At 36.3% G+C, this 17,689-nt stretch carries 15 protein-coding genes; 13 read left to right on the top strand and 2 right to left on the bottom strand.

What is annotated here, in order from left to right:
• Nucleotides 1–5 precede the first annotated feature (5 nt).
• From folD to spo0A, 10 genes are all read left to right on the top strand, one after another.
• The gene (gene folD / locus NSQ95_RS10620; protein WP_340883273.1) at nucleotides 6–860 is read left to right on the top strand and encodes a bifunctional methylenetetrahydrofolate dehydrogenase/methenyltetrahydrofolate cyclohydrolase FolD; all 855 of its coding nucleotides are present in this window, start codon (nucleotides 6–8) and stop codon (nucleotides 858–860) included.
• Between the two features lie 62 nt (nucleotides 861–922).
• A complete protein-coding gene (gene xseA / locus NSQ95_RS10615; protein WP_340883274.1) occupies nucleotides 923–2,272 on the top strand; it encodes an exodeoxyribonuclease VII large subunit in 1,350 nt (449 codons plus the stop codon).
• Between the two features lies 1 nt (nucleotide 2,273).
• Nucleotides 2,274–2,495: an exodeoxyribonuclease VII small subunit gene (gene xseB, locus NSQ95_RS10610; RefSeq protein ID WP_169358139.1), complete on the top strand. Its 222-nt coding sequence runs from the start codon at nucleotides 2,274–2,276 to the stop codon at nucleotides 2,493–2,495.
• The gene (locus NSQ95_RS10605) at nucleotides 2,485–3,369 is read left to right on the top strand and encodes a polyprenyl synthetase family protein (protein ID WP_340883275.1); all 885 of its coding nucleotides are present in this window, start codon (nucleotides 2,485–2,487) and stop codon (nucleotides 3,367–3,369) included. Before xseB ends, NSQ95_RS10605 begins: the two co-directional genes overlap by 11 nt.
• Nucleotides 3,370–3,458: 89 nt before the next feature.
• Nucleotides 3,459–5,354 (top strand): 1-deoxy-D-xylulose-5-phosphate synthase, encoded by a 1,896-nt coding sequence (dxs, locus tag NSQ95_RS10600; protein WP_340885955.1) that lies wholly within the window; start codon nucleotides 3,459–3,461, stop codon nucleotides 5,352–5,354.
• On the top strand, nucleotides 5,351–6,169 hold the full coding sequence (locus NSQ95_RS10595) for a TlyA family RNA methyltransferase (protein WP_340883276.1): 819 nt from the start codon (nucleotides 5,351–5,353) through the stop codon (nucleotides 6,167–6,169). Before dxs ends, NSQ95_RS10595 begins: the two co-directional genes overlap by 4 nt.
• 98 nt (nucleotides 6,170–6,267) lie before the next feature.
• The gene (gene argR, locus NSQ95_RS10590) at nucleotides 6,268–6,717 is read left to right on the top strand and encodes a transcriptional regulator ArgR (RefSeq protein WP_340883277.1); all 450 of its coding nucleotides are present in this window, start codon (nucleotides 6,268–6,270) and stop codon (nucleotides 6,715–6,717) included.
• Nucleotides 6,718–6,971: 254 nt separating this feature from the next.
• Nucleotides 6,972–8,675, top strand: coding sequence for a DNA repair protein RecN (gene recN, locus NSQ95_RS10585; RefSeq protein ID WP_340883278.1), 1,704 nt, complete (start codon nucleotides 6,972–6,974; stop codon nucleotides 8,673–8,675).
• Between the two features lie 95 nt (nucleotides 8,676–8,770).
• Nucleotides 8,771–9,727 carry a SpoIVB peptidase S55 domain-containing protein gene (locus tag NSQ95_RS10580; RefSeq protein WP_340883279.1) on the top strand — a complete coding sequence of 319 codons (957 nt, stop codon included), beginning with the start codon at nucleotides 8,771–8,773 and terminating at the stop codon, nucleotides 9,725–9,727.
• A gap of 610 nt (nucleotides 9,728–10,337) precedes the next feature.
• A complete protein-coding gene (spo0A, locus tag NSQ95_RS10575; RefSeq protein WP_169358145.1) occupies nucleotides 10,338–11,129 on the top strand; it encodes a sporulation transcription factor Spo0A in 792 nt (263 codons plus the stop codon).
• Between the two features lie 359 nt (nucleotides 11,130–11,488).
• On the opposite strand, the gene NSQ95_RS10570 is transcribed toward spo0A, so the two are convergent.
• Complete coding sequence (locus NSQ95_RS10570) at nucleotides 11,489–12,016, bottom strand: hypothetical protein (protein WP_340883281.1); 528 nt, start codon at nucleotides 12,014–12,016, stop codon at nucleotides 11,489–11,491.
• Nucleotides 12,017–12,695: 679 nt separating this feature from the next.
• Here NSQ95_RS10570 and NSQ95_RS10565 point away from each other — a divergent pair.
• Nucleotides 12,696–14,183, top strand: coding sequence for a FapA family protein (locus NSQ95_RS10565; RefSeq protein WP_340883282.1), 1,488 nt, complete (start codon nucleotides 12,696–12,698; stop codon nucleotides 14,181–14,183).
• A complete protein-coding gene (locus tag NSQ95_RS10560) occupies nucleotides 14,176–14,901 on the top strand; it encodes a glycerophosphodiester phosphodiesterase family protein (RefSeq protein WP_340883283.1) in 726 nt (241 codons plus the stop codon). The genes NSQ95_RS10565 and NSQ95_RS10560 overlap by 8 nt, the downstream gene beginning before the upstream one ends.
• Nucleotides 14,902–15,265: 364 nt before the next feature.
• Here the strand turns inward: NSQ95_RS10560 and NSQ95_RS10555 are convergent, their stop codons facing one another.
• Nucleotides 15,266–15,517: a DUF2627 domain-containing protein gene (locus NSQ95_RS10555; protein ID WP_340883284.1), complete on the bottom strand. Its 252-nt coding sequence runs from the start codon at nucleotides 15,515–15,517 to the stop codon at nucleotides 15,266–15,268.
• Between the two features lie 129 nt (nucleotides 15,518–15,646).
• Between NSQ95_RS10555 and NSQ95_RS10550 the strand changes: the two genes are divergently transcribed.
• Nucleotides 15,647–17,665, top strand: a complete 2,019-nt coding sequence (locus NSQ95_RS10550) for a sigma 54-interacting transcriptional regulator (protein ID WP_340883285.1) — start codon at nucleotides 15,647–15,649, stop codon at nucleotides 17,663–17,665.
• The last annotated feature ends 24 nt before the right edge of the window (nucleotides 17,666–17,689 follow it).

The following is a 17,689-nucleotide window of genomic DNA, read 5'->3' as shown; positions in this document are numbered from 1 at the left end:
TTATAGTGGCAGATAATCTTATTAATGGGAAAGAAATAGCTGGAAAAGTAACTGAAAAAGTGAAAGAACGTGTGGAAAATCTAAAATCAAAAGGTATTACACCAGGATTAGCGGTTGTATTAGTTGGGAGTGATCCAGCTTCTCAAACCTATGTGAATAGTAAAACACGAACGTGCGAAAGACTCGGTATGTATTCTGTTATGATAGAACTAGAAGAAAACATATCCGAAGAAGAACTATTAAGTCACGTTAACAAGCTAAACGACGATGATAAGATACACGGTATTCTAGTTCAATTACCACTACCAAAACAAATAAATGAGGATAGAGTAATTGCAGCTATATCTCCATTAAAAGATGTAGATGGTTTTCATCCAGTAAATGTTGGTAAGATGCTCATTGGCCAGCCTACTTTCTTATCCTGTACGCCCTTTGGTGTAATGAAACTTTTAGAATATAGCGATATAGCATTAGAAGGGAAGCACGCTGTAGTTATTGGGAGAAGTAATATCGTTGGAAAACCAATGGGTCAGCTCCTTTTACAAAAGAACGCTACAGTAACCTACTGCCACTCGAAAACAAAAGACTTACATAGCTTTACAAAACAAGCAGATATTTTAGTAGTAGCAACTGGTCAGCCGAAAATGATCAATGCTAGTCACTTAAAAGAAGGTGCGGTTGTAATAGATGTTGGGATTCACCGTGATGAAGACAATAAACTGTGTGGCGACGTAGATTTTGCTTCTGCTAAAGAAATTGCTTCTAAAATCACCCCTGTTCCTGGTGGTGTAGGTCCAATGACTATTGCAATGTTAATGGAAAATACATGCCTTGCAGCAGAGAATACACTAGATAAATAAGGTAAAAGCTGTTCTACAAGAGAACAGCTTTTACCTTGTCAACAGTCTTGGGAGTTGATCGGATGTCTCAAACATATTTAACTGTAAAAGCCTTAACTAAATACATAAAAAGAAAATTTGATGCGGATACTCATTTGCGAGATGTTTACGTAAAAGGAGAACTTTCAAATGTAAAGGTTCACTCTAGTGGTCACATTTATTTCACTTTAAAAGACGAATCTGCTCGTCTTACCTCAGTTATGTTTGCTATGAACGCTCGTAGCATTAAATTTAGACCTGAGAGTGGTATGAATGTGCTAGTTCGAGGGGACATTAATGTATTTGAGGCAGCAGGACAATATCAGTTATATGCCTCTTCTATACAGCCAGATGGTATTGGCGAGCTTTTTTTAGCCTTTGAACAGCTAAAGAAGAAGCTAGAACAAGAAGGACTTTTTCATCCAAATAGGAAAAAACAACTGCCTGCATTTCCTAAAAAAATTGGAGTAGTCACATCGAAGACAGGTGCAGCGATTCGAGATATTTTGACTACGCTCGAAAGACGTTACCCAATTAGTGAGGTTATTGTTTTCCCTAGTATCGTCCAAGGCCCTCAAGCAGCCCCTTCTATAGTAAAATCCATTAAACAAGCTAATACCCTAGGAAGTATTGATGTATTAATCGTTGGTAGAGGTGGAGGATCGATAGAGGACTTATGGGCATTTAACGAGGAAATTGTTGCTCGGGCAATAGCAGAAAGCAGTGTTCCTATCATTAGTGCAGTGGGACATGAAACAGATACAACTATTGCTGACTTTGTATCTGATTTAAGGGCACCAACACCGACAGCAGCTGCAGAAATGGCTGTCCCAAGCAAAGAAAATCTTATGAAGAACATTCTATCTTACCAGTCTGCAAGTCTTCACTTTATTACTAAAAGACTGACGGATGAAAAAAACAGATACCAAAGAGCAATCACCTCACCAGTCATGGCAACTCCTGAAAAATTATATCGTCCCTTTATAGAGAGGTATATTCGAACGGAACAGCAGCTGCATCGAGAGGTTAATCGATTATTTGGTGACAAAGTGCGCAACTTTTCTCAGTTAGATAATCGATTCAAACAGCTTTCACCACAAAGGTTGATCACATTACAATCTAAACAATTGGAAACAAGTACAAATCAACTGAACCAAGCGATGATTGCTGTTTTCGAAAAAAATCGTCAACAATTTACTGGGTCATTAAGAACCTTAGAGGCTCTAAATCCTCTAAAAATTATGGACCGTGGCTATAGTATTACTTATAAGGATGGCCAATTAATCAAGTCGATAAATGAAGTTCAAAAAGGTGATACAATTGCTGTCACATTACCTGATGGTCAAATAGATGCTATAGTTCAACAAGCAGTGAGTAAAGAGGGGGTAAAATAGCATGGCAAAAAAAGAGATTCCATTTGATGAAGCAATGCTCCAATTAGAACAAATTGTTCGTCAGCTAGAGCAAGGGGATGTCCCGCTTGAAAATGCAATCGAGCTCTACCAAAAAGGGATGGAGCTATCTAAACTTTGCAGTGATAAATTACAAAGCGCTGAAAAACAGTTAGTTTCCTTTATGGGGGAAAATAAAGAAGAGGTAGGGCAAAATGATGAGTAACTTACAAACATTTATTGAAACCAACCTTCCACCTATAGAACTCCAGCTTGAGTCAATTATAAATGAAATTAAAGCTCCACCTGAATTAAAAGAAGCTATGCTTTACTCTCTTAAAGCAGGCGGTAAGAGAATTAGACCGTTATACACGCTTGCAGTGTTGCAAGAACTTGGAGTGGAAAATGTAGAAGCTATAAAAGTTGCCAGTACTATAGAAATGATTCATACCTATTCTTTAATACATGATGACTTACCTAGCATGGACAACGATGATTTACGCAGAGGTAAGCCTACGAACCATAAGGTTTTTGGCGAAGCTTTAGCAATTCTTGCAGGGGATGCCTTAGTAACACTAGCATTCGGTATTATAGCTAGACTCAAAGACTTGGAGCCGAGCCAAAAAGTTCGCTTGATTGATCAATTAAGTATGGCATCAGGAGCGGAAGGTATGGTAGGCGGACAAGTTTTAGATATGCTTGGAGAAGGTAAGATACTTTCTTTAGAAGAGTTGGAAGAGGTACATCTGAACAAAACTGGAGCATTATTATCTTATAGTATTTTAGCGGGCGGAATAATTGCCAATGCAAACGAAGATATTATGAAAGCACTCCATCAATATTCCATCCATATTGGACTAGCTTTTCAAATCCAAGATGATATTCTAGACGTTGAGGGTACTTCTGAGCAATTAGGTAAAACTGCTGGAAAAGATATTTTAAGTGAAAAAAATACGTATCCGTCTATTTTAACTTTGGCTGGTGCTAAGAAACAATTACAGAAGCAATATAACTTGGCCATTGAGGCGTTACATCCTGTAACACTAAACAAGGGACTTTTAGTAGAATTAGCCGACTACATAACAAAAAGATCAAAATAAATAGCGTATAATTTTGTTTTATAAGCAAATATTGATATGATTATACCTAGCTTTATTAAAGGAAATCTAAAAGAAGGTGAGTGATGGCAATGGATTTAACTTCAATTTCTAGTCCATCCTTTTTAAAACGTTTAGACAATGAACAATTAAAGGACTTAAGTGAAGATATTCGATCGTTTTTAATAGAAAAGTTATCAGTTACAGGTGGACATATTGGACCTAACCTAGGTGTAGTTGAATTAACTGTGGCACTGCATAAAGCGTTTAATAGTCCAGACGATAAATTTCTTTGGGATGTTGGACACCAGGCATACGTTCACAAAATCTTAACTGGCCGTGCAGATCAATTCGATACGCTACGCCAATTTAAAGGCCTATGTGGATTTCCTAAAATGATCGAAAGCGAGCACGATGTATGGGAGGCAGGGCATAGCTCTACTTCACTTTCTGCCGCCATGGGAATGGCAAAAGCTCGTGATATTCAAAAGAAGAAAAATTTTGTGATTCCTATTATTGGTGATGGGGCTCTCACAGGTGGTATGGCTCTTGAAGCATTGAATCATATCGGTCATGAAAAAACAGACATGATTGTCATTCTAAACGATAATGAGATGTCGATTGCTCCAAACGTAGGAGCATTGCATAATGTATTGGGTAAATTACGTACTCATGGAACGTATAACAAGGCTAAGGATGAAATTGAATCCTTGCTGAAAAAAATTCCAGCAGTTGGCGGTAAACTGGCAGGCACTGCAGAACGCTTAAAAGATTCGTTAAAGTATCTACTAGTTTCTGGAGCATTTTTTGAAGAACTAGGCTTCACGTACCTTGGACCAATTGATGGACATAGCTTTGAAGACCTAGAAGAAAATTTGAAAAACGCGAAAAAAATGAAGGGCCCAGTCCTTATTCATGTAATTACGAAAAAAGGAAAAGGCTTTAAACCGGCTGAACAAGATAAAATAGGTACTTGGCATGGAACAGGTCCTTATAAAATGGAGACAGGTGACTTTGTGAAATCTGCTTCTAAAGCACCTTCTTGGAGTGCACTAGTAGCAGAAACTGCAAGAAGATTAGCTCGTGAAGATAGTCGTATTGTCGCGATTACTCCAGCTATGCCGGTTGGTTCTAAATTGGAAGGGTTTGCATCAGAATTCCCGGATCGAATGTTCGATGTGGGGATAGCAGAGCAGCACGCCACTACAATGGCAGCAGGAATGGCTGCTGAAGGGATGAAACCGTTATTAGTCATCTATTCTACATTCCTTCAACGAGCATATGATCAAGTTTTACACGACATTTGCCGTCAAAAGTTAAATGTAGTAATTGGTATTGACCGTTCTGGCCTCGTAGGTGCAGATGGAGAAACACATCAAGGAGTATTTGACATTTCCTTCCTTCGACATATGCCTAATATGGTGATCATGATGCCAAAGGATGAAAATGAAGGACAACATATGGTAAAAACTGCTTTTGACTATTCTGATGGCCCAATTGCCCTTCGCTACCCTCGTGGTAACGGACTTGGCGTCCCAATGGACGAAGAGCTAACTCCTATTCCAATCGGGTCTTGGGAAGTACTAAAAGAAGGTAGTCAAGCTGTGATTCTAACATTTGGAACTACTATTCCAATGGCATTAAAGGCAGCGGACGAGCTAAGTAAATTAAATATCTCTGTAGAAGTAGTAAATGCTCGTTTTATCAAACCACTTGATGAAGCAATGCTTAAAGATATTCACTCTCGTAATATGCCTATTATTACAGTTGAAGAAAGCGCCTTACAAGGTGGATTTGGAAGTGCTGTATTGGAATATTATAACGAGCAAAATTTACAAGCTAATGTTAAAAGAATTGGTATTCCTGATATGTTTATTGAACATGGAGATGTTAATCAATTACTCGAAGAAATTAATATTACAAGCGATAGCATAGTCGATTTAGTAAAATCTACTTTAAAAGAAAGCCCAAGGTATATCTCCTCATGAGTAAGATACCAAAAGAGAGAGTAGATATACTCTTAGTAGAACAAGGGTTGTTTGAAACGAGAGAAAAAGCTAAACGTGCTATTATGGCTGGGCTTATCTACAAGAATGAAGAAAGAATAGATAAGCCGGGAGAAAAAATAGAGGTCTCTTCTGTATTAACGGTGAAGGGACAGGTTTTAAAATATGTCAGCCGTGGTGGTTTAAAGCTAGAAAAAGCAATAGAACAGTTTGATCTAGTGATTAAGGATAAAATTATGTTAGACATTGGTTCATCGACTGGAGGATTCACAGACTGTGGACTTCAAAATGGAGTGACACATGCTTACGCATTAGATGTCGGTAGTAACCAATTGGCTTGGAAAATCAGGCAGGATCCACGTGTAACGGTAATGGAAAAAACAAATTTCCGTTATTCTACGCCTGCTGATTTCCAAGAAGGCTTACCGTCGTTTGCATCTATCGATGTTTCTTTTATATCCCTTAAGCTTATCTTCCCAACTTTAAAGACAATCATAGTTCCAAACGGAGATGTGATTGCTTTAGTTAAGCCTCAGTTTGAAGCTGGAAAAGATCGAGTTGGTAAAAAGGGCGTAGTGAGAGATAAGGCAGTGCATATAGATGTGCTCAACGATATAGCAAATTTTGCCGAAAGCCAAGGCTTCCAATTAAAAAATGTTTCTTATTCACCTATTACTGGCGGTGAAGGTAATATAGAATTTCTATTCCATTTAGTTAGTGTAAATCCTGAAGAAGTTCTCCCTCATACGTTCGACTTTGAAAAACTTGTCAATGAGGCACATAATTTATTAAAATAATTCGCGACTCCCCAAGAGTCGCGTTTTTTCTTGTTACTTTTGCAATGTAATGCTAAGGTATAATTAAAACAGTATATTTATACAGCAAGGAGCTCATTATGAATAAAGGACAACGGCATATTCGTATTAGGGATATAATAGCGAATTTTGAAATTGAAACACAGGATGATTTAGTCGATCATTTAAAAAATGCTGGGGTTAACGTTACTCAGGCTACGGTATCCAGAGATATTAAGGAACTACATTTAGTAAAGGTGCCCTTACCAAATGGCAACTATAAGTACAGTTTGCCTGCAGACCAACGATTTAATCCTATGCAAAAGCTGCATAGAGCATTAACAGATGCCTTTGTTAGTATCGATGGAGCAAGTCATTTTTTAGTTATGAAAACTTTACCAGGTAATGCTCATGCTATTGGCTCGCTGATCGATTATTTGGACTGGGAAGAGATATTGGGGACTATTTGTGGTGACGACACATGCTTAATCATTTGTAGAACAGAAGATGATAGTCAAACTTTAAAAAGTCGATTACTGGAAATGCTGTAATATCCAATGGCTTCATATGTAATTCTGTAATTTCGGTTATTTTGTCAAAAATGAACAACTCTCAAAAGTATAATCATTGATCAGCATGGACGCTTTCCGTGGCGTAAGAAGGCTTAAGGGAGTAGGAGTGATGTCTTACCTCGTCATGGATTGCGGTCTGCGTGCTATCATCTTAACGGGTGTTCAACTAAATATGTATACAAATAAAGTGAATTACCTTCAACGATACAGATTTTCTAAACAGAGGTGATATTTTGTTAAAAGAACTTTCCATTAAAAACTTTGCTATTATAGACGAGCTATCAGTTGGTTTCGACGAAGGACTAACTGTATTAACTGGTGAAACTGGTGCTGGTAAATCCATTATTATAGATGCAGTTCATTTACTCTGTGGAGGTAGAGGCTCACAGGAATTTATTCGACATGGAGCACGAAAAGCTGAACTGGAAGGATTATTCATCATAACAGATCCACAACATAGTGTTTTTAAGAAAATGTTTGACGTTGGTATAGATGTCGACGACGAAACTATTATTCTCCGAAGAGATTTAAATGATTCTGGAAAAAGTGTCTGTAGAGTTAATGGAAAATTAGTTACTATAGGCATTTTAAGAGAGATTGGTGCTAGTTTAATAGATATTCATGGCCAACATGAAAGCCAAGAACTTATGGATGACAAAGCACATATTCATTTACTAGACCAATTTGCTGGAGAAGACTTAAAGGTAGTAAAAGAAAATTATAAAGAATTGTTCCATACATATAAAAAATGGAAAAAAGAACTTGCGACACTGACGGAAAACGAACAACAAATAGCGCATAAAATAGATTTGTACACTTTTCAAGTAGAGGAAATAGAGGAAGCACAGTTGAAAAGTGGAGAAGAAGAATTACTCCAAAATGAAAAAAAGAAATTATTAAATTTTCATAAGGTGTTCGACAAGATGAGTAATTCCTATGAAGCTATTTTAGGAGAATCTAAAGGATTAGATTATATAGGAACTGCAATGTCTGATTTAATGGATATTTCCGATGTTGATGATAATATGAAGGAGTTAAGTGAAAGCGTATCTTCTGCTTTTTATATATTACAGGATGCCGCCCACCAGCTTAAAAATGAGCTGGACGAGATGGAATATGATAGCAATCAGTTGCTTGAGGTGGAAGAGAGACTTGCAACTATTCAAACGTTAAAAAGAAAATATGGCTCATCCATTGAAGAAATTTTAGAATACAAAGATCAAATTCAGCATAGCCTAAGCCAATTAGTCAATAGAGATGAACAGATTCAAAAAATGGGTGAAAAAATCAAGCAAATTGAAATTGATCTTCAGTTGGAAGCAAATGAATTGACCGTAAAACGTAAAATTGCTGCTGAAAAGTTAAGTAAAGCAATTATGGAGCAGCTTAAAGAGTTATATATGGAAAAAGCTACTTTTTCGGTTATGTTTCATGAACAGTCTAACCAAACGTATAATGAAGATGGCTTAGATGACTTGTCATTTTACATTTCTACAAATGTGGGAGAGCCATTAAAAGCATTAACGAAAATAGCGTCCGGAGGAGAACTTTCTCGTATGATGTTGGCCCTAAAAAGCATTTTTTCAAAACACCAAGGGATTACTTCCATCATTTTCGATGAAGTAGACACCGGAGTTAGCGGACGTGTTGCTCAGGCCATAGCGGAGAAAATAGCTGGCATTGCTACGAATTCTCAGGTTCTGTGCATTTCTCATCTTTCTCAGGTTGCAGCAATGGCAGATCAGCATTTGTTAATCCGAAAAGAAGTGACTGGAAATAGAACGTATACATTATTGGAGGAAATTACAGACAATAAACGAGCTGAGGAATTGAGCCGAATGATGTCAGGTACCGAAATAACTACGACTACTTTAAAACACTCCAAAGAATTATTAAAAATTGCAAATGAACGTAAAAAAATATTAAGAAACTCGTGAAGACCTGTAACTTTTGGGTCTTCTTTTTTTATCAATTATTTACCTCACATAGAGTTCACAGCAAAGGACATAGTAAGATGTATGGGAGGTGAAATATGAAAAAAAGCTATCGAATTTGGTCGCTTTTGCCAATACTTTTCTTTACTTTGTTCTTTCTAAGCACCACTGCATTCGCTTCAAAAATAACAGTTGTTCCACTTGGGCAATCTATTCAGATCGACCTCCAGTATGGATCTGTGTTTCTTAATCACGATGTGTTATTAGAGGATGACTATTGGCTAAAATCTGGTGATGCAATTCATCAAATAAATGACCAAACGGTATCTAACATTGATGATTTAAAAAGACAATTAAAAAATAAGAAACAAATTATTATCCAGTATGAGCGAGATAAAAAAATGTATACGAAAGATATCACACCAGATCAAATGATGAAATTATTCCCTTTCTTGCGTGATGCAACTGAAGGGATAGGAACGCTCACTTATTATGACCCAGAAACAAATGAATTTGGTGCACTTGGGCATCAAATAGTAGACCATTCTTCTGGAATTACTCCAAAATTCTCAGAAGGCTCCATTTATTTGTCTTCCATTCAACAAATTAAAAAAAGTATTCCAGGAAAACCTGGATATAAGATTACTTCGCATGAAAACAATACTCCACCTATAGGAGGAGTAAATGAAAATAATGTTTATGGGGTTTTTGGCAAGTTAGAAAACAAAGCATTAGCAAATATACCGATGCAACAAATGTCAGTTGCAGAAAAAGAAGAAATAACGACAGGTAAAGCAATTATGCGAACATCAATCGATGGTGAGAAAGTGCAGGACTTTACGATAAATATCTCCTCTGTGGAAGGACATCTATTTCAGTTTACGGTAACTGATTCCCAGCTCATTAAAAGGACTGGTGGTATTCTTCAAGGTATGAGTGGAAGTCCAATTCTTCAAGCTGACAAAATAATTGGGGTTGTTACTCATATGTACGTGGATAAACCAAAAAACGGGGCTGCTTTAGCAATAACAGAGATGATGAAGAAAAATCCATGATTTATGAAGGCTACATCCATTTGGGTGTAGCCTTTTGTAATTGTTTAGGAAATTATAAAATAAATTCTGAACCTGTGGATTTAAAAGACATAGGCGCTTGCGCTTTTCTATTTTGTCTAGCTCCAGCGCCTTGCCCCTCGAGGTCAAATGTTTAAAAGCTGCTCCTGCACAAGCTCGTCGCAAACAAGAACGTTTGCGGTGGCAGAGGAACTGCCTCCTCATTTCCCCATTAGCCTGTCGGGGCAGGAATAGGCGCTTGCGCTTTTCTATTTTGTCTAGCTCCAGCGCCTTGCCCCTCGGGGTCAAATGTTTAAAAGCTGCTCCTGCGCAAGCTCGTCGCAAACAAGAACGTTTGCGGTGGCTGAGGAACTGCCTCCTCGCATTTCCCCATTTGCCTGTCGGGGCAGACATAGGCGCTTGCGCTTTTCTTGTATAAAAGCTTAAAATGTAAATAACTATAATTCGACAAATGAGAAGAAAAGATTTACAATTTGTCATAATACCTCGGAATCGTAATAGGAAAGAATCATTTTGAAAATTAATAAAGGAAGTAGGGAAAAATTAGCGAATAGTAATTATGTAAAAACTTACAAAAGGTGGATGAATTTTAATGGAGAAAATAAAAGTAGCAATAGTCGATGATAACAAAGATTTAATACGGACAATGGATTCATATTTTGAACAACACCCTGAAATTGAGGTTATTGGTACCGCGTATAATGGGAAATTATGTTTGGAAATGTTAGAAAATATTAAACCAGACGTTTTATTGTTAGATATAATCATGCCACACCTTGATGGAATTGCTGTATTAGACTCACTCCAAAAAAATGACAAGCTAAAGGGATTACAGGTTATTATGTTAACTGCTTTTGGCCAGGAAGATGTGATGAAACAAGCAGTGGATTTAGGTGCCTCTTATTTTATGCTAAAGCCTTTTGAATTTGACCGTCTTGTTACACAGATTATTCAGGTCGCTGGAAGACAGGGATCCATGCAGGAAGCACCAGTTAAGTCAAACCCAGAAAAAGAAGCTTTACAAAACAAGCGGATGATTGATAATACCATTACAAATGTTATTAAAGAAATGGGTGTTCCCGCGCATATTAAAGGATATTCCTATCTTAGAGAAGCAATTCAAATGGTGTATTCAGACATTGAGCTGCTTGGATCAATTACAAAAGTTTTATATCCTGAAATAGCAAAGAAATTCCAAACAACACCTTCCCGTGTAGAACGCGCTATTCGTCATGCCATTGAAGTAGCATGGAACCGAGGGAACTATGAAACTATTTCTAAAATGTTTGGATATACCGTCCATCACTTAAAATCTAAACCTACTAATAGTGAATTCATCGCGATGATTGCAGATAAAATTCGCATGGAGAACATGGCTAGCTGAAAGGGTTAGGAATCGCGGTTTGACGGGGTGTACAAACCAACCAACTTCTGAAATTTTAACTTGATCTCTACTTCAAAGCCTATAAACTAATATCAACAAAGCCAACGAATTATTTGATTCGCTGGTTTTTTTGTGTTTTAAAAAAAGGATGAAAAATATGAAGATCACAGAATTAGAATTTTATTTGGAAGATTTTCTTACGTATTGTCAAGTTAAGAACTTATCTAAAAAAACACTTTCATCTTATGAACTTCTTATTTGATTATCCCGAAAAGGTGAAGTTTAGAATCATACCTCTGATAATACTTTCCATTTCATAAAAACACCACAAAGGTAAGATCCCTTGCAGTGTCAATCTATCATTTGAAAGAGAATGGTGGAAATCCACACTCTTTTAATATTTCATTGTAATCACCAAATTCATCTAGATCAGCATATTCATCTAGGACTTTTCTAAGTTCCACAAAAAGTTCCTTATCAACTTCAACAAATGAATCCTCAAATCGTTTTTTAATATCCAACTTTATTAAATACCTTATCAGGTTCTCATATAGTAACGGATAATCCTTTTTAATACTTTCTCCATTTTCTAAGAATGATTTAATGTAATCCTCGAAAAGATAAACTTTATAGCAATCAGTATATTCATATTTTTCTCTTTCTTTAAGTGGTGAAAAAACAGAGGCCGATCCCATCCACGTCTCTCCGAGACCAGACATAAAGATAAAAAGAGAACACTTACGTAATTCGGAATCAGGATGATTAAAATATTTAAAGTACTCGTCATAATAATCGCCTCTCCATTGGGCGTGCATATCAAATAAAAAGTCGCCTTCTTCAATACCTCGTAATACCTTTTTAGCTTTTTCAATTGGAGTTAGTGACATTGGGATTCTTCCTCTCATCTTCAATATTTAGGTTAATTAAAATTTATGATAACATAATCATACTTGGTGTCACCCCATTGGACTGACTTCTTATATATAACCTGTATTTTTTTGTCATCTATAGTTGAGAAGGCAGTTTTACTCGACTTATTGTCATCTCCTTTAACTTCAGTTACTCCCGAATTAATAACTTACATTGCTTTGATCACATGAGATATGCAGAGGGAAAGTTTAAAAACACAACTGCACTTTAAGATCATCTAATATCGGATACTGATTTAGTAAATAGTGCATTTATTTTATGGATATTTCCGTAGAAATAGATACTTTTTTTGGCTAAAATGAAAATAATTCATGAATGAAAATTATTGTGATAAAATGAGATTAACTAACTAATTTCCAGAAAATTCATGGTATTATCCGACTTAATCATATATATTAAATAAGTACAATGATTCGTTCTTCGAATGGTCATTAAGGCTCAGGTGGTTTTGAAAGTAAGTGTCTTTCATCTGAATTTAGATCTCTAATTTAAATGTGTCATTTCAAAATACATGAAGTAAGTAGTTAAGATAATATGGAATGGGTGAGAAACTTGATAATAGAAGATAATGATCATATAACCTTGTCTGTAAAGGATGGTAAGGTTTTTCTTTTTACCAAAAGAGAAGGGTACAGTTTGAAAAAATTTGAAGAATATCCTCGAAAAAATCCTCGGTTTAAAATTACAAGCTTTATGACATTAAAAAAAGCCCTAACGGCTAAGTCTACGGAACCAATCGAGATTGGAAATTGGATTGATTTGGTTGAGTTAGATGTTAGTTTAGACTATATGCAGGCACTTATAACCGTTAATGAATCAACAAGCTACATTGAGGAAAATATAATAGAAGTACAATCTCAAATACATATTGCATTAGAAAACAATAATATTACATATGGCAAAAAAAACATAGATATATTGTCTTTAAAACCTGGAAAACCATTCATTATTGCTCAAGGTACACCACCTCAGAAAGGTTTAGATGCACAAGTAAGCTATTTAGCGCAGGCTGAAAAAAAACCGGTTATTAATGAGGATGGTAAAGCAGATTATTTTGATATGAATTTTTTAAAAGAGATCCATGAGGGCTCATGGTTAGGAGAGAAAATACCTGCTAAAGAAGGGGTGGATGGGACGAATGTATATGGGGAAACTGTTAAAGCTGCTCCTGGAGACGACATCCCCCTTAAATATGATCCCAAGACAGCCTACGAAATAGAAGAGGGAGGAAAAATTATCCTTCGCTCGAAAACAAAAGGTGTAATTGGAGAAGTAAATGGGGTTCTCTCTGTATTAAAACATTTGGTAGTCGACGGAGATGTCGGTATAGAAACAGGAAATTTGAAATTCGATGGGTCAATTCAAGTGAAGGGTACTGTAATGGCTGGCTACTCAGTAATTGCTTCCGGAGATGTGTCTATAGAAGGGAAAGATGGAGTTAATTCAGCTGAACTGATCAAGTCTGCCGAAGGAGATGTCTTTATAAAAGGAGGTATTTTCGGACGGGGAGTAACAAAGGTGGAAGCTCATAATAATATATATCTTAAACATGCGAATGAATGTACATTAGATGCAAAGGAAAATATACATATCGGTTTCTATGCCCTTGGTGTTTCTATGTTTGCCAATGAAATTATATTGGACGAACGTAAAGGGAAGATTATTGGGGGAAAAGCTGTGGCAGTTCATTCGATTACTACTGCATATAGTAGTAATAGTATGGAAAGGAAGACAGAGTTAATTGTACAGGGGATCGATCGAAAAATTTTAACCGAAAATGCAAAGATGCTAGCAGAAAAAATAGTGCAGCATCAAGAAGAATCGACTAAATTAAATTATCAAATCAGTCAACTAGGTCAGTTTAAAGGCAAAATGACAACGCAACAAAATGGAATGTATGAGCAGGTTAAACAAAAATATAATCTGGTACAGCAAGAAATGAAAGAAGCTGATAAGGAAATCCAACGAATTTTAAAAATGCTAAGAAGTAAAGCGGAATACTTTGTGGATGTTACAAAAGAAGCTAATCCGGGTACCTATATACAAATAGGTAATAAATCTACCTTCGTAGCAAGTACTACAAAAGGAAAATTTAAGTTAGAAAATGGGGAGTTAAATGTCTAATATACCTGTATACGCTCATAGAGGTGGAGCGACAAAGTATGTAGAGAATTCTTTAAAGTCTTTTGAAGCTGCAAGTAAAATAGGTGTAGATGGTGTTGAAATGGACCTACAGCTTTCAGCAGATGGGATTGCTTTCGTGACCCATGATATAGACTTTTTTAGACTAGCTGGTATCAATAAAAGAATCACTGATATGGCAGCGGAGGAAATTCTTAAGCTAAAGCTCGGGAAAACAGTTGTGCGTAGATTTTTATATTCAAGGGTGTTGAGCTTAGATGACTTTCTCGATTTTTTTAAGCAAACAAATATGAAGCTTAACGTGGAGTTTAAGGAATCCTTTCTTGGCAAAACCGAAAAAATTGAAGAGGTTGTCTATAAGACCGAGGCTATTAAGGATGTGCATTATTCTTCCTTTGAAGAAAGCATTCTAGAAGTTATTCAAAGGATGCCGATAAAAACAAAAACAGCATTTATTGGAAAAAAGAGTTCTAGTTGGGATCAAATATTGTCCAATCAAAACTATGAGGCAATACATCTTAACAAAAAATTCTACGGGTCTGACTTGATGAACAAGATATGGGATGCCGGATTTCCTATGCGTTTTTATAACATTAAGGGTACTGAGAAATATTTGAAAAGTCCTCATGAGGCGGTTATTGGTTGGATCACGGATTATCCAAGGAAAGTAATAGAACAGCAAAATCGCGTAAAAAGATGAATAACATTACAAAAATGCGATAAATACGATGCACATTTTCACTGGAGTAAATTTATAAATCCTTTACTAAATTATAAACCTATAAACTGTAACGAGTGAGATACAACATATAAGATAGCGGGTTAATTATTGGCACCTTTTTGTTGATGTTCATCCTCATTTCTTAGCTAAAATTAGTATGGAAGCTCGTAATACTAAGCCGAATAAAGGCGCATCAATAAAATATGAGCCCTTTTAGTAAAAAAAGACACTCTCTGTTCATTTTGGACAGAAAGTGTCTTTTTTATTGTTATTTTTTATTTGATACTTCATCAATAGATAAAGACTTAATGTGGACACTGATCTGACTATTTGGGTGCGTTAATTATAAGTCAGTGTCTTTTTTCTTTTGAAATCGCGGTGCAACTTTTCCATTTTTTCTATCTCTATTGAGTAGAAATCCAGCGAAAAATCCTAAACCTAAAACTGTAAATAGTAGACCACAAATAAACTGTACTGCTAATCCACCAAGTGGAAGTATTTGTAGACCAAAAAATGTATCTCTCATCAGTTTGATTCCAAATGCTGCTAAAATTCCAGGTATTAATAATACGATTAAAGCCAATAAACGAGCCACTTTTTTCACTCCTGTTCTCTACTATTTTAATTTTACATCCAAGTTTAGGATTGTCAACGTCAGAAAGTTACGGTATGATATAGAGGAAATGCAATAAGTTGCAGAAAAAAAGTGGGGGTGTGCATATTTTTGCAAAACATACTCATTGTAGGTGCTGGTAACGGTGGATATGCACTTCTCAAGTTAATAGAGCAGGCAGATTACCTTCAGGTTACTGCTATTGTTGATATTAATGATGAGGCTCCTGGAATGATCTACGCTAAGCAACAAAATATACCAACCTATTCGGAATGGAAAAGCTTGTTAAGCAATGATATTCAAATCATTATTGATGTGACTGGTCGAAAGGAAGTTTTCTATGAATTACTTCAAAATAGGCCTGCTACAGCTGTACTGATACCTGGCGAGATAGCCAACTTAATCGTTACATTAATAGAAGAGAAAAACAAATATATTCAAATTATTGATCAGAAAAAAGCATTACAGGAACTCATTTTTAATTCCATTGAAGAAGGAATGATTGGCATTAATAGCCAAGGCATTGTTAACTTTTTCAATAAGAGTGCCGAAAGAATGACCTCAATTCTTGTTGAGGAAGCTCTAGGTAAGCATGTAGCAGATGTGATCTCTTTAAGTGAATTACCGAGAATATTTGAAACTGGCAAGATTGAGCTTCACAAAGAACTTACTCTTGAAAGCGGTACCAAAATAGTCACTTCTAGATACCCGATGGTAAACGAAGAAGGAAAAAGAATTGGTGCTTTTGCGGTTTTTAAGGATATCTCTGAGGTCGTTCGTCTTGCAGAGGAAGTTACTAACCTTACTGAAATTCAAAAAATGCTCGAGGCTATCATTTATTCAAGTGATGATGCAATTTCGGTAGTGGATGAAGAAGGAAAAGGTATATTGATAAATCCCGCATACACTCGTATCACTGGATTTAGTGAAGAAGAGGTAATAGGAAAGCCGGCTACCGCCGACATTTCGGAGGGAGAAAGTATACATTTAAAGGTCCTTCAATCTAAAAAACCTATTAGAGGTGTAAATCTTCGAGTTGGAAAACAAGAAAAGGACGTTATTGTTAATGTAGCTCCGATTATTGTGAATAACCAGTTAAAGGGTAGTGTCGGTGTTATTCACGATATGACTGAAATGCGAGGTTTAATGAAGGAATTAGATCGCGCAAGAACTATTATCAGAACACTAGAATCAACGTATTCATTTGAAGACATAGTTGGGACTTCAGATGAAATTAATTTAGCAATAGAACAAGCTAAACTAGCAGCTAATGTTCCAATTACCGTCCTTTTAAGGGGAGAGGTCGGCGCAGGAAAGGATTTGTTTGCCCATGCCATTCATGGAGAAAGTGGGCGTTCAAGCTATCCTTTTATCCGAGTTAATTGCAGTTCTTTAGAGGAACATCTTTTAGAACGTGAATTATTTGGATATGAGGAAGATGGTATCAAATATCCTGGTAAATTAGAAGAAGCATATAAGGGCACGGTTTTCTTAGATGAAGTTGGTGAGTTAACTAAGAAAACTCAAGCAAAACTCCTTCAGGTATTACGAGATAATATTATCATACCTATCGGAGCGACAAGCCCGAAGCAGGTTGATGTTCGGATCATTGCAGCGAGTAGTCTTAACTTGGAAAAGGCAATGAGAGACGGCACATTTAGAGAGGATTTCTATTTTCAGTTAAATAGAATGCCGATTTATATACCTTCTTTACGACAAAGGAAAAAGGATATTCCGCTTCTTGCAGAACGGTTGCTGGTTAAACTTAACCAAGAATTTGGGAGAAACATTGAAGGATTCTCAGAGGAAGCTCTCGAGATGCTATGTCTTTACGATTGGCCAGGTAATGTCAGAGAGTTAGAAAATATTATTAGCCGCTCAATGATTTTTCTTCAATCGAATGAACGATTAGTAGATGAACAGCATTTACCAAAATCGATTCTCCAGTTATCACAGGCGGAGGATGAGGATACGATTGCTCCACTTGCTGATCAAATGGACGAAATGGAGAAAAGAGTACTTGCTCAAGCACTTAAAGTTTGTGATGGCAATAAATCTAAAGCAGCTAAAAAATTAAGTATTTCTCTACGCTCTTTATATTACAAGTTAGAAAAACACAATCTGGTGTAAAAGGAAAGTGTTCACGTAAATAGG

The sequence above is a fragment of the Psychrobacillus sp. FSL W7-1457 genome, from assembly GCF_038593405.1.
In the GTDB taxonomy this organism is placed as follows: domain Bacteria; phylum Bacillota; class Bacilli; order Bacillales_A; family Planococcaceae; genus Psychrobacillus.
Note: the sequence above shows the minus strand (reverse complement) of the source record. Positions and strands in the feature narration are given on the sequence as shown.

Bases quoted from the DNA above. Each gene is read 5' to 3' on its own strand.
- xseA (WP_340883274.1), top strand. From the start codon at position 923: ATGTCTCAAACATATTTAACTGTAAAAGCCTTAACTAAATACATAAAA.
- xseB (WP_169358139.1), top strand. From the start codon at position 2,274: ATGGCAAAAAAAGAGATTCCATTTGATGAAGCAATGCTCCAATTAGAA.
- NSQ95_RS10605 (WP_340883275.1), top strand. From the start codon at position 2,485: ATGATGAGTAACTTACAAACATTTATTGAAACCAACCTTCCACCTATA.
- dxs (WP_340885955.1), top strand. From the start codon at position 3,459: ATGGATTTAACTTCAATTTCTAGTCCATCCTTTTTAAAACGTTTAGAC.
- NSQ95_RS10595 (WP_340883276.1), top strand. From the start codon at position 5,351: ATGAGTAAGATACCAAAAGAGAGAGTAGATATACTCTTAGTAGAACAA.
- argR (WP_340883277.1), top strand. From the start codon at position 6,268: ATGAATAAAGGACAACGGCATATTCGTATTAGGGATATAATAGCGAAT.
- NSQ95_RS10580 (WP_340883279.1), top strand. From the start codon at position 8,771: ATGAAAAAAAGCTATCGAATTTGGTCGCTTTTGCCAATACTTTTCTTT.
- spo0A (WP_169358145.1), top strand. From the start codon at position 10,338: ATGGAGAAAATAAAAGTAGCAATAGTCGATGATAACAAAGATTTAATA.
- NSQ95_RS10570 (WP_340883281.1), bottom strand. From the start codon at position 12,016: ATGTCACTAACTCCAATTGAAAAAGCTAAAAAGGTATTACGAGGTATT.
- NSQ95_RS10560 (WP_340883283.1), top strand. From the start codon at position 14,176: ATGTCTAATATACCTGTATACGCTCATAGAGGTGGAGCGACAAAGTAT.